Source organism: Bradyrhizobium sp. 6(2017), from assembly GCF_011058295.2.
Taxonomy (GTDB): domain Bacteria; phylum Pseudomonadota; class Alphaproteobacteria; order Rhizobiales; family Xanthobacteraceae; genus Bradyrhizobium; species Bradyrhizobium septentrionale.
In genome coordinates this window covers 2,901,761-2,914,445 of the sequence record NZ_CP049289.2, presented here as the reverse complement: position 1 = coordinate 2,914,445, position 12,685 = coordinate 2,901,761, and the positions used below count along the sequence as shown (strand labels likewise).

At 61.0% G+C, this 12,685-nt stretch carries 9 protein-coding genes and 1 pseudogene; all 10 read left to right on the top strand.

Annotated features, from left to right (window positions below):
• The first annotated feature begins 1 nt into the window (after position 1).
• Entirely contained in the window at positions 2-334 is a 333-nt protein-coding gene (locus G6P99_RS13795) for a c-type cytochrome (RefSeq protein WP_029078373.1), read from the top strand.
• A gap of 72 nt (positions 335-406) precedes the next feature.
• Positions 407-894, top strand: a pseudogene (locus tag G6P99_RS13790) (GlcG/HbpS family heme-binding protein).
• Between the two features lie 465 nt (positions 895-1,359).
• On the top strand, positions 1,360-1,695 hold the full coding sequence (locus G6P99_RS13785; protein ID WP_156928362.1) for a hypothetical protein: 336 nt from the start codon (positions 1,360-1,362) through the stop codon (positions 1,693-1,695).
• A 1,691-nt stretch (positions 1,696-3,386) separates the two neighbouring features.
• Positions 3,387-4,937, top strand: coding sequence for an MFS transporter (locus tag G6P99_RS13780; RefSeq protein WP_205751495.1), 1,551 nt, complete (start codon positions 3,387-3,389; stop codon positions 4,935-4,937).
• A gap of 8 nt (positions 4,938-4,945) precedes the next feature.
• Positions 4,946-6,166 (top strand): HlyD family secretion protein, encoded by a 1,221-nt coding sequence (locus tag G6P99_RS13775; RefSeq protein ID WP_205751494.1) that lies wholly within the window; start codon positions 4,946-4,948, stop codon positions 6,164-6,166.
• 42 nt (positions 6,167-6,208) lie between these two features.
• Positions 6,209-7,267: an efflux transporter outer membrane subunit gene (locus G6P99_RS13770; RefSeq protein ID WP_256434753.1), complete on the top strand. Its 1,059-nt coding sequence runs from the start codon at positions 6,209-6,211 to the stop codon at positions 7,265-7,267.
• Complete coding sequence (locus tag G6P99_RS13765) at positions 7,264-7,638, top strand: TolC family protein (RefSeq protein WP_205751492.1); 375 nt, start codon at positions 7,264-7,266, stop codon at positions 7,636-7,638. The genes G6P99_RS13770 and G6P99_RS13765 overlap by 4 nt, the downstream gene beginning before the upstream one ends.
• Before the next feature lie 514 nt (positions 7,639-8,152).
• A complete protein-coding gene (locus tag G6P99_RS13760) occupies positions 8,153-8,827 on the top strand; it encodes a 2Fe-2S iron-sulfur cluster-binding protein (protein WP_035976062.1) in 675 nt (224 codons plus the stop codon).
• Entirely contained in the window at positions 8,824-9,804 is a 981-nt protein-coding gene (locus G6P99_RS13755; RefSeq protein WP_029078379.1) for an FAD binding domain-containing protein, read from the top strand. Before G6P99_RS13760 ends, G6P99_RS13755 begins: the two co-directional genes overlap by 4 nt.
• Before the next feature lie 12 nt (positions 9,805-9,816).
• Positions 9,817-12,018 (top strand): xanthine dehydrogenase family protein molybdopterin-binding subunit, encoded by a 2,202-nt coding sequence (locus G6P99_RS13750; RefSeq protein WP_165128506.1) that lies wholly within the window; start codon positions 9,817-9,819, stop codon positions 12,016-12,018.
• The last annotated feature ends 667 nt before the right edge of the window (positions 12,019-12,685 follow it).

Sequence of the window (12,685 nt, the reverse complement as noted above, 5' to 3'; positions counted from 1 at the left end):
AATGCTCCGTGCTGTTCTGTCGATGGCCACTGGTCTCGGTCTCGTTCTGCTTGCACATTCCGGCCACACTGCAACGATCGCAACATTGAAGTCGCTGAAGCTGGATGTCCCCACCAGTGACGCGATGTTCCCCGCCGGTCCGGGATCTGATGCGATCAACAACAACTGCCTCGCCTGCCACTCGGCCGACCATGTGTTGAACCAGCCTTCGTTGTCCAGGGAAGCCTGGCAAGAGGTCGTCAACAAGATGATTGCGGCCTACAAGGCTCCTATTAGCCCTGACGACGCCAAGGCGATCGTGGACTATTTGGTTCGCATCAAGGGCGCTTCATAGGCCTGGTGACATAGATCCTCAGCGATAGCATCCTCGCACCCCTAAGCTTTAACGAATCGAAATGGGCTCGCTATGAAGAAACCTGGAATCAGCGTTGGAGTGTTGACGACCGTCTTCTGCTTCTCGGTCGAGGCTCAGACCATTAACGCAATGTCCCTTGACCAAGCGGGAGCCCAGCAGGTCCTGCGAGCAGCAAAGGAGGGCGCGGAGCAGCGGAATGCGCCCTCGGCGGTCGCGGTGGTGGATCCCGCAGGCGATCTGCTTGCTTTCCAGCGTATGGATAATGTCCGCCCGGCAAGCGCAGACCTCGCCATCGAGAAGGCGCGAACGGCTGCGCGGCTGCAGCGGCCAACGGAGGAGATCGAGGACAACATCAATCGAGGCGAACGGCATTCGTCACTGCCGGCATCGCAGCTCTGCGCGGCGGCGTTCCGATGCGCGTAAACGGCCAAGTCGTGGGCGCGGTAGGTGTTGCCGGCTTGAGCAACGAAGCGGACACCGGGATCGCGAACACCGCGGCGGCGGCGCTTCGCGCCGATTGTGTTGAAGAAGTCAGCTAACTTGACCGTGAACCCATAAAGCCGCCGAGCTGACAGCTCGCGAGAGTCCATTGCGCTTCAGTATCAATCAAATTCCGCACGGCAGCGAAATGACCCGATGGGCCAGGAACTGATGTCAGCGGAACCGATCTCCCCGCGCGCTTCCTTTCCGCCGGGAAAGTGTGGCCAAGCCTTCGGCCGCCCTCAATTCGAAGGATTTGGCCATCCGCTCTCGCAACACCGAGCGGCCGCTCTAAATGAGCTTGCGCCTGCTGGACGTCCGGCGGTTTGAACGCCAGCGCCACCGCTCCGGTGACGCGGCAGCCGTTCGCCGCTTTCGCTTTCACTGATCCTCAGCAACGCGTTTTACCTACAGCACTGTGGATCTCCAAGCCGTCCGATCCGAGCGTAGAGACAACTGGGGCGCCCTAGATTGTGTTTGCATGGTTGCCCGGTCTCGTCACGTCACAATGCCTTGTTTCGAAGTTGATCGCGCGCGAAAGTGGCCGCCAACAGAGTGGCCTTACTGTCGGCAGCCTGCGAAGCTACATCACCTTCACGCATCGGCGTTCTTCTGAAAGCTCCGCCATGGATTGTGACCGCTCCAAGCCCAACGGTACTGTGTTCGGCATACATGATTGGCTTAATTACCTGCGTGATCAAACGGCCAAGTGTAAGAAGCTTGTCGAGCAGGCCGACGATCCTCTCGTTAAAGCCGAGCTGCTAGCGCTGGCTTCGGTCTGCAAGGAGATCGCCGATAACATCGAAGGTCATTTGACGCGCGGCGAAGGCCACGCGCCGCGTGGGCCAAGGCTATCATGAAAGAGGCACCAACTGAGGCGGCCCGAGCGCGGAATTGGTGCGGACGTGACGGCATACACAAAAAGATAGGCCGCCTGAGTTGCCACAAGCGGCCCAAGTCTAGGGAGGAAACGCCCAAGGAGGGCAGCGATAGCGGGGCGCTACCGCACACCTTAGCTAAGATGATCGCGATCAGCGGCTCAATTGAACCTAGGTAAACGTCCGGCATCTAAAGGGGCCACGGAAACTATACTAAGGTTTATGGCGCTCGCCCTTAAAGCCGACCACTTCCGCACTAGGCCCTGCTTTTCATCGCGCGTCGGCGACGCGGGCTCGCCGTAACCTTCCATGCGGATCGACCACTCCTGTGCCTCCGCGCGGTCGGCCTTCCGCGGGTAGTCTCGGCTCGCATCTTCGCGCCCATGATCCTGCGCCCCAAATTACCTCCCGCAATTTTGGTGGTCATGGGGCGCGGGCTCTGGCAATGCCAATAGAATTGCCCCGCCCGACAGCCCCCGTAGCTCGGTTATGATCGTCTCTTGACATGGAACCTGGATTCGATCACCACGAACCAAGAACTCTTCTGCGCACTATTCCGCGTCATCAACCGCTACGTCGGCAACCGCTGATGCGCGCGCGTGACATGCAGACAACACCCAAGCAGAAATGCCCTGCCCTGAGTCCGCTAGATCACTCGAGGCGAACATCAGCTTTGAGCAGTTCGGTCAGATCGACGCGAACACGCGACTGCTAGCGAGTGGTCGTGAACGATCGGCTAGTTTGCCGATCGAGCGTTACGGAGTCCTGAACTGATAAGGTTTGCGACCAAACCTCATCAGTTGGCAGATCGACTTCAATTTCATCTTTCGCTCGTCGATCTGTCGGAAGTTCGAGTCGGGGGAACGCTTCCGAACGGCGGCAGTCTGACCGCCGTTCGGAGGAGCGGACGCGGGTTGCGAGGCCACAGGGCCATCGCAGTTTTGCGGCTATGGAGACGATATCGGGGTCGAAAACCGCCGTGCCACCGCCCTTTTCGATTGACAAAAAAAAGATAATTCGACGAACAGCGCATTTTCCCGACATACTAGGGAATCGAAGTCGGCAATTGCATGCGCCATCTCGATGCCCGGTTATCCGGCAGCGTCAACCGCCGGCGCGCGGCCGCCAATCGCCGCTCCACGGCGACCACAGGGGTGAAGTAACTCTCGTGAAAACAACACCAGCTCGACTGGTGATGAAACGTCTTCCGAACCCGGACTGGGCCCGGCCTGGATCGAACCATCATGGCGTATCGAAACCTCCGAAAATGGAGAGGCGGCCGCGCGCTCAAGCAACGCCCGAAGTTTCGGATGCAGACCCTCGTTTCGTGTTGCAGCGAAAACGCTGAATTGATGCAAACCGGTCAATGCCAAGCTCCTGTGAATTCCAGCGCTCCGACCACCGCAAGCAGGTGCCCGCAGCCGCGGCTTTTTTCCGGCGAGCACCGGGCGCTCGTGTCTTGCGAGCTGTGATGCACTGAAGATGGGGGGCCGATGTGTTGCCACCATTAAATTCAAGTTTATGAATCGAACATCTGCGGAAGGCGAATTGGATTTCCTGTTCCCAAATCCTATGTCCCTTCTGTGGTTTCGCCGCTCATTCTGTGGCCCCTTCTACATTCTGGATGAACCGCAGGGTCCCATTGCAACCATAAGCTCAGCGGAAGTAGCTCCTTGGATATCAAGCCCTTGTTTGGTCTCGGCGGTGTCCTGATCGCTGCCATGACCTCAGAATTCAACGACCAAGTGGCGGCCATCGCACTCCGCGACGTTAGCGGCGCGCTTGGGATCAGCCACGATTCCCAAACATGGATCGAAAGCCTTTATGTGTCGGCCCAGATCGTCGGCATGGCGTTTTCGCCCTGGCTGCTAGTGACCTTCACGTTGAGACGATGGACGATCTTTGCGATCGCTTTGTGCGGGACCTCGAGCATGTTGATTCCGTTCAGCCCCAACATCGAGGCGATCTATGCCTTGCGGCTGTTGCAAGGGCTCGCGGGGGGATTGATCATCCCGCTGCTGATGACAACGGCGCTTCGTGTCCTGACGCCGAACATCCGGCTTTACGGCCTGGCGGTGTACGCCTTGAGCGCGACCTTCACGCCCGCGCTGGCCGCAACGCTGTCCGCGTTCTGGACTGATATGGTCGGCTGGCGCTTCGTGTTCTTTCAGACGATCCCGCTCTGCTCTCTTGCCGGCGTGCTGGTCTGGTACTGCCTGGATCAGGATCAGCCGAAATACGAGCGGTTGCGTATGCTGAACTGGCGCGGTGCGCTGCTTCTCGTGACGGGCACCGGCGCCCTGAGCACCCTGCTGTATCAGGGCGATCGGCTCGACTGGTTCAACTCGAGCCTAATCTGTGTGCTGGCGCTGGTGAGCGCCATCGCCATCCCACTATTCCTGGTCAACGAATGGTTCCACCCTTTGCCGTTCCTGAAGCTGCAGATGCTCGGACGCCGCAACATCGCCTACGGCGCTCTTGGCCTATTCATCTTTCTGATTATCGGCCAATCCGGCTCGTCCGTGCCGTTGCGATACCTGCAGGACGTCCAGGGTTACAGACCGGTGCAATCCAACCTGATCACGCTGGAGATCGCGGCGGTGCAGCTTGCGATGCTGCCGAGCATGGCGCTGCTGCTGGATTACAAATGGGTCGGTCCGCGCGTCGTCAGCCTGATCGGACTGGCCATGATCCTCGCATCTTGCATCGGTTCGTCCTTTCTCACGGTTTATTGGAACCGGGATCAATTCTATCTATGGCAGCTGTTCCAGGCGGTCGGTCAGCCGATGGTCATCATGCCGCTGCTTATGATGACCACGAACAGCGTGACCAACCCGGCAGAAGGTCCTTTCGCGGCCGCACTGGTCAACACATTGCGCGCCGTCGCTGAGGCAACGAGCGTGTGGCTCCTGGCGTTGATCGATCGTTGGCGCGGCGCATTGCATTTCAACCGCATCATCGATCAAGCCGGCCAGGACCGCTGGCGGGTGATTCAGGGCAACCAGGTGCTCCCGCAGTATCCGCCGCCACTGACGCCGGACGGCCACCCCCGCATGCCGAACAGCCTGCGAGCCTTTGGCCATGCGGTGGAGCAGCAGGTCGCGATTTTATCGACGAGCGACACTTTCCTGATCCTCGGAGCCCTGACTGTTTGCATGATGGTCGTGGTGATGACATTGCCGGTCCGCACGGTCCCGCCGCGGGTCCTCTTTACCAAGCGCTAGGCACCCGCATGGCAGAGGATATCGCCGAACTGGAAACGCGGCCCGCCGATCTGACGCGGAACGAAAGGCCAGCCCTGCCGCGCGAAGACCACGATCAACCTCATCTGAACGTCATGGAGTCGAAGGACCCGAAGGAGCAGGAAGTTGCCCGCCCCGCACCGCTGCCGCGTTGGCCACTTGTCATTGTCGGGCTCGTGGTGGCGACCTTCGCTATAGTGGTGCTGTACATCATTTTACGGCCACGCCCGGACGTCTGGACCGATGATGCCTATGTGATGGTCCACTACGCCACGATCGCGCCGCGCATCTCCGGCAAGGTCGCCACGGTTCCGGTCGACGACAACGAGGTCGTCAAGGCGGGACAGGTGCTTGCAACTCTCGATCCGCAAGACAATGAGACCGCCCTAGCTTCCGCGGAGGCGACGGTCGCACGCGACCAATCGCTTTTCGACGAGATCTCCGCAAACGTGTCACGTCAGCCGGCGATCATAGAACAGCAACAAGCCGCCGTTGCGTCGGCGCGCGCCGCGCTCGCTTTCGCACACGACGACGCGAGCCGCTACGGTAACCTCGCCACGACGGGCGCCGGCTCGACGCAGGAGTACCAGCGAGCCGACAGTGCCCTTCAACAAAGTCAGGCCACGCTGGATAGCGCCGAGGCTTCGCTCGATGCGGCACGCCGGCAACTGGATGTGCTCAAGGCCCAGAGATCAGCTGCGGAAGCCGCGGTCAGGGCCGACCTGGCCCAACTCGAGCAAGCCAAGCTCAATCTGTCCTATACGCGCGTCAGCGCACCGATCGACGGCATGGTGGGTGAGCGCTCCGCCCAGGTCGGCAACTATGTGGGCCCCGGCACAACCTTGATGACGGTTGTGCCGCTCAACCAGGTCTATATCGAAGCGAACTATCGCGAAGTGGCGTTGCTGCACGTCCGCAGCGGCCAACCGGTAACCATTCATCTGGACGCCTATAACATTGACCTCAAAGGAACGGTGGATGGCGTGCCACCGGCCTCCGGCGCTGTCTTCGCACCGATCGCTCCAAACAACGCCACCGGCAATTTTACCAAGATCGTGCAACGGCTGCCGGTCAAGATCGTGGTGACGCCGGGGCAGCCTTTGGCTAAGCTCCTGCGCGTTGGCTTGTCGGTCGAGACCACAATCCACACAGAACTGGAGGATGTCGTGGACGAACAGCGCAGATCGAGCGAACGCTTGATCGGGCATTGACGGGTGCGTGTCTTACGTATCGTGGCGTACCTTTCCGCGCCGATGCTGGGCGTCGGGCTAACCGGCTGCACCGTTGGGCCGAACTTCCAAAGCCAGGAGATTAGCGCATCACCCACGAGATCGACGGCAGACGACGCAGGCGTGCCGAGCCGGACAGTCGCGGGCGCGGTCGACCTGACCTGGTGGAAAAGTTTTCGGGACGCCCGGCTCACTTCGCTCGTTGAAAGGCTGGTCGACCAAAACCTAGACCTTCAGACGGCGGCAGAACGCGTAGTTCAGAGCGTTACGCAGCGCCAGGTCGCAGCCTCTCAGGGACTGCCGCACATCGAAGGCCAGTCATCATCGACCTATAACCGGGCAAGCCCGAACGGCCCGGTCTCCTTGTTCGTACCTGCCCCCGGCGCCATGCTGGATTATGCGGATTTTCGAGATGGCCTGACATCCTCCTGGCAGCTGGATCTGTTCGGTCGCGTCCGTCGGGCCGTGGAAGCCGCCGACGCCAACACTTTGGCGGCTGTGGAGAACCGGCACGGCGTCGCGCTCGCGGCGGTCGCCGAACTGGCGCAAAATTACATGCTGTTGCGCGGAACGCAGAACCGACTTGCGATTGCGAAGCGCAATCTTCATCTCTCCGAAGAGAATGTGCAGCTCGTGAACACACGTTTCGGCAACGGTGTGGCGACAACACTCGACATCGCTCAAGCCCGGGCTCAACAAGCAACGATCGCCGCGACCCTGCCGCCACTGCGCGTCCAGGAGGCGGAACTCATCAATGCCATCGGACTCCTGCTCGGCGACGCGCCCCGCGCGCTCGAGGCCGAGCTGCGCCGTCCCCAGATAGCGCCGCGCGTTCCGCGCAGGGTGCCAGTGGGTCTGCCTGGAACGCTGGTCCGCCGCCGGCCGGACGTGCGCGAGGCCGAGGCGAGACTTCATGAAGCCACGGCGCAGACTGGCGTCGCGGTGGCGAACTTCTACCCCGACGTCACATTGAACGGCGCAGCCGGCGTCGAGAGCTTGCGCCTGGGCAACCTATTTTCCCCGGCATCGACCACATTCGCCGTGGGGCCAGCGATTTCTATCCCGATCTGCGGAGCACATTGACGCTGCGGGAATCGCAACAGCGCGAGGCAGCTGTCCTGTTTCAGAAAACGGTTCTGCGGGCCTGGAAGGACGTCGACGATGCGCTGACGGCCTATCGCGAAGCGCAACGCCGACGCGCCGACATCGCCCGCGCCGTCACTGAAAATCAGGCCGCCCTGCAAGCCGCGCGGCAGCGTTACTCGGAGGGGGCGATCGACTTTCTGAATGTGCTCTCCTCCCAAACTCAGCTGCTGCAGAGCGAAAATGATCTGGCCGACAGCAACACGCAGATCGCGACGGGCCTCGTCAATCTCTATCGAGCCCTTGGCGGAGGATGGGAGATTGTCGATACCGCATACGGCACGTCCCGACAGGATATCGTAGCACCCTAGAGCGCGACCGTCACCGCCTTCGCCGCGGCACGCCGTCGACGAGCCGAAGCTGCCGTTTCTTGCCATTGCGCGGCCTCGATCAAGCGCTGCAGGTGATTCGATACGAGCGATCGATTCAAGCACCGCATGGTCGCTCCCAAGAGAATGCCGGTTCAACTGGAAGTGAACTCCATAAACTCCAATTTAGTCGGCCTCCGATTTGCGGCTGCCTAACTCTCTGGTGAAGGTCCAATTGATCGAGGAGACCATCAGAGCTTCTGCGATCCACATCGTCATTTCCGGCCAAGTTCGATCCTGGCTTCCTGTTCGAAGCTGAGCCGGGAGCGCGGACCTGCATACGGAGATCAACCCTCGAAATTGAACCGCTTCGATGGGCCGTCGTGCGCGCAGCACGGTGACACCCCATCAACGTTCAAGGACATCTGGTCGTAAGCCCGATGTCCTTTCTCAGACAACAGGACACTGCGGGCCGTAAGCCTGAGTTTCCTGCTGATTAGGCAAGCAAGGAGCCAATATGGACGAACAAGACTCCTACACCGTGCCGGATGAACGGCCCACTTCTGAAGTTACTCGCCGTACGGTGATTGAGACCGGAGCCACTGCCCTGCTTTTGAGCACGCTGCCGCGTGCAGCCCTTGCAACAGATCCGTTCGTTGGCGACGAGCCGCCCCCTCCTGCTGTGAAGGTCCAGCTTCGGATCAACGGCCACCTCCATTCCCTGATGCTGGATACCCGCACGACCTTGCTCGACGCTTTGCGGGAACATCTCGCGCTAACCGGCTCGAAGAAAGGCTGCGACCACGGCCAATGCGGCGCGTGCACCGTGCTGATCGAGGGGCGCCGCATCAATTCCTGCCTGACGCTTGCCGTGATGCATGACGGGCAATCCATCACCACCGTCGAGGGACTGGCGCTGGGCGATGATCTGCACCCCGTTCAGGCTGCGTTCGTCGAGCATGACGGGTTTCAGTGCGGTTACTGCACCTCCGGCCAGATCTGCTCCGCCATCGGAATGCTGGCCGAAAGCCAGCTGGGCATGCCGAGCTATGTAACCGAGGATCTGGCGCAGGCGGCCGTTGAGCTCACCGATGCGGAAATTCGCGAGAGGATGAGCGGCAATATCTGCCGCTGCGCCGCATACCCCAACATCGTGGCCGCCATCAAGCAAGCCGGGGGAATGCCGGCATGAAAGCCTTCACCTATCAGCGCGCCGACACGGCGGAGCATGCCGCCGCCGCTGCCGCGAAGCCCGGCACAAAGATCATCGCTGGCGGCACCAATCTGCTCGACCTGATGAAGTTGCAGGTCGAGACGCCCTCAAAGCTGCTCGACATCAACGATCTGTCGCTCGACAAGATCGAAGATACTGCCGATGGCGGCTTGCGCATCGGAACGCTGGTTCGCAATAGCGATCTTGCCGCCGACCGGCGCGTGCGGCATCGTTATGGCGTCCTTAGCCGCGCGCTGCTGGCCGGTGCCAGCGCGCAGTTGCGCAACAAGGCCACGACCGGCGGTAATTTACTGCAGAGAACTCGCTGCTATTATTTCTATGACGTCACGAAACCCTGCAACAAGCGGAACCCGGGCTCCGGCTGTGCGGCGCTTGCGGGTTTCAACCGCATTCACGCCATCCTGGGCACCAGCGAGCACTGCATCGCGACCCATCCGTCGGATATGGCGGTTGCAATGCGGGCGCTCGATGCCAAGGTCGAGACGGTCGACAGCGAGGGTCACGCCAGAATCATTCCGATCGAGGACCTCCACCGCCTGCCCGGCAAGACTCCGGAGATCGAGACGTCACTCAAGCCAGGCGAAATCATTACGTCGGTGACGCTGCCCCCACCGCCTCCCGGTGTGCAGGTCTATCGCAAGGTCCGAGATCGCGCCTCCTACGCCTTCGCACTGGTTTCGGTCGCCGCAATAGTCGACAGCGTGCATGGAACGGTTCGCTCGGCTCGGCTCGCATTCGGCGGACTCGCTCCAAAGCCCTGGCGATCGTCGCGCGCGGAGCAAGCTCTGGTCAATTCCCCGGCGAAAGCAGCCGCCTTCGATGCGGCGGCAAACGCAGTTCTCGAGGACGCACGGGGATTCGGCGGAAACAATTTCAAGATACCACTGACGCGGCGTACGCTGCACAGCGTGCTGGCAGAGATGACGCAGGCCTAGGGAGACCAGCGCATGGAAATGAATTCACCTGTCGGCACCAATGCACTCGATGCACAGGGCGTCGTCGGCAAGCCGCTCGACCGCGTCGACGGCCGGGCAAAAGTTAGCGGCGGGGCCCATTACGCCTACGAGATGCAGCAGGATAACGTGCTCTATGGCTTCGTGGTCGAAGCCTCGATCGGGAAAGGAACAATCCAGTCGATCGACGTCCGCGCGGCGGAGAAGGCGCCGGGTGTCGTGCTGGTGCTTACCTATCAGAACGCGCCGGTACAGGGCACCGGCAATCACCGGGAAGCGCACCCGGTCCTCACCGGGGCGGGCGTGAGGCATTACGGTGAGCCCGTCGCCTTCGTGGTCGCCGAGAGCTTCGAAGAGGCCCGAGCGGCCGCTTATCTCGTCGAGGTGAAATATGATCGAGCCGTCGGCAAATATGCGCTCCGCACCAACCTCGGCGAAGCTCGCGTTCCGCGGCCGAGCGATGGTCAGCCGGCTGACAGCGCCGTAGGCGATTTCGCCGGGGCGTTCGCCAGCGCTCCTGTGCAACTCGATGTGACCTACACCACTCCGTTGCAAAGCCACGCGATGATGGAACCCCATGCCACACTCGCGATGTGGGATGGCGACAAACTCACCCTGCACACCGCCAATCAGATGCTCAACCAGGGTCAGCAGGTCATCGCGAGAACCCTGAAGATTCCCGTCGAGAACATCCGCCTCGTCAGCCCGTTCATCGGCGGCGGCTTCGGCGGCAAACTCTGGGTCAATGCCGACGCCATACTGGCGGCAATCGCCGCGCGGCGGCTCAAGCGGCCGGTGAAAGTCGCACTGACGCGTCAGCAGATCTTTCACGTCACGACGCACCGCTCCGCTACCATCCAGCGGGTACGCCTTGGCACTGATCGCGATGGCCGTATTCTAGCGATCGGCCACGATGTATTTTCCGGCAATCTGCCCAGTGAGCAAACCTATGAGGGCGCCGCCCTCCAAACCCGCACCTTGTATGCCGGGCCCAATCGGCTAACGCGACATCGTTTGGCGCCGCTGGATATGCCGGTCGCGTCCTCGATGCGGGCACCGGGCGAGTCCGTCGGGCTGATGGCGCTGGAATGCGCTATGGACGAACTCGCCGAAAAACTCGACCTCGACCCGATCGAACTTCGCATTCAAAACGAGCCGAGCGAAGACCCGGAAAAGCACATCCCGTTTTCGAGCCGCCATTTGATTGCCTGTATGCAGGAAGGTGCGCGCCGATTTGGATGGGACAAGCGCAATCCAAAGCCGGGCCAAATCCGCGACGGGCGTTGGCTGGTGGGGATGGGGATGGCCGCGGCGACACGCGGAAACCCGCTTCTGCTATCCAAAGCCAATGTTCGGTTGGATCCTGACGGTACGGCCACGGTACGAATGGCGATGACCGACATCGGCACTGGGACATATACCATCCTGGCACAAATCGCCGCCGAGATGCTCGGGCTGCCGACGGGTCAAGTCCGGGTCGAACTCGGCGATACCGACTTTCCGCAGGCTGCGGGTTCGGGTGGGTCGTGGGGCGCTGGCAGCTCAGGCTCGGCTCTGTTCGAGGCGTGCAATTCGCTCCGTCAAAAGCTGGCGCAAGCCGCCGGCATGGATCCGGCAGCAGCACGCTTCGCCGACGGCAGCATCTCATCCGGAGAACAGTCCAGAAAGCTGACCGACCTTGTCGGCTCGGGGATGGACGCCGACGGCGAAATCCGGCCGGGCCGTAACAATAAGGATTTCTCGCAACAATCCTATGGCGCGCATTTCGCCGAAGTCGGCGTCGACATGGATACCGGCGAGGCAAGAGTGCGGCGCATGTTCGGCGTATTCACCGCCGGCCGTGTGCTGAACGCCAAGACGGCGCAGTCCCAGGCGATCGGCGGGATGGTATTCGGCGTCGGAGCCGCGTTGCACGAAGGCATCACGCTGGATCCCCGCTTCGGCTATTTCGTCAATCGGGATCTCGCTGAATACCTGGTGCCAGTGCACGCCGATATTCCGGCCATCGACGCCATTTTTCTTACCGAGCTGGACAACCAGTCTAACCCGCTCAAGAGCAAGGGCATCGGTGAACTCGGCATCTGCGGCGCTGGCGCCGCGATCGGCAACGCGATCTACAACGCGTGCGGCGTCCGAATTCGGGATTATCCGATCACGCTGGACAAGCTGCTTTTCGGGCTCCCGGTGCGCACATGACCGCGACAGTTGGACATCTAGCGACGCTTGAGCGAGTGCCGTCGGGCCTCAACCACAGTCTCGTCGAAATCGCTGTACCGGGACGATATCCGGTCCGCGATCGGCGCGTGTGACAAAAGCATCCGCACAACCATAAGTTTCAGTCTGCGACGTCGATTGACTCGACGTTGGCCTCGTCCTCGCTCCTTTGGCCGGGTAGTCCGCGGAAAACAGCGTCGAGCGCGATCTGCTTGTACAAGCGGAAACCATTGCCCTGCGGCGCGGGGCATTCAAACGTCCCCTCCTCATCGGACACCGTCCAAAGTAACGGATCCATCCATTTGAGGACTGAGCAATTTCCTTATCAGTCTGCCAACTGACTCCATTTGCAGCCAATCCTTATCAATTGGCAGATCGACTTCGCTTTCAACGTTCGCCTGCCGGTCCGTCGGGGGTCCCTTACATCGCTAGACCCACTATTTTGGAAGCCCTGTTTTCTTATCGGCGGGCAGCCTAGCACGCGCGGTGGCTTCTTGATCGCTCGTCAAAGGCCGCCGTTCGCACGCAATTCAAGCAACTGCAGAGGGTCGTCATTCAAGCAGATCGTCGCTTACGGCCATTGCGCCGATGATCCGAACGTATTCGGGCGATACTCAAAGGGGACACCTGGAGAAGGACTCGGCTCAAC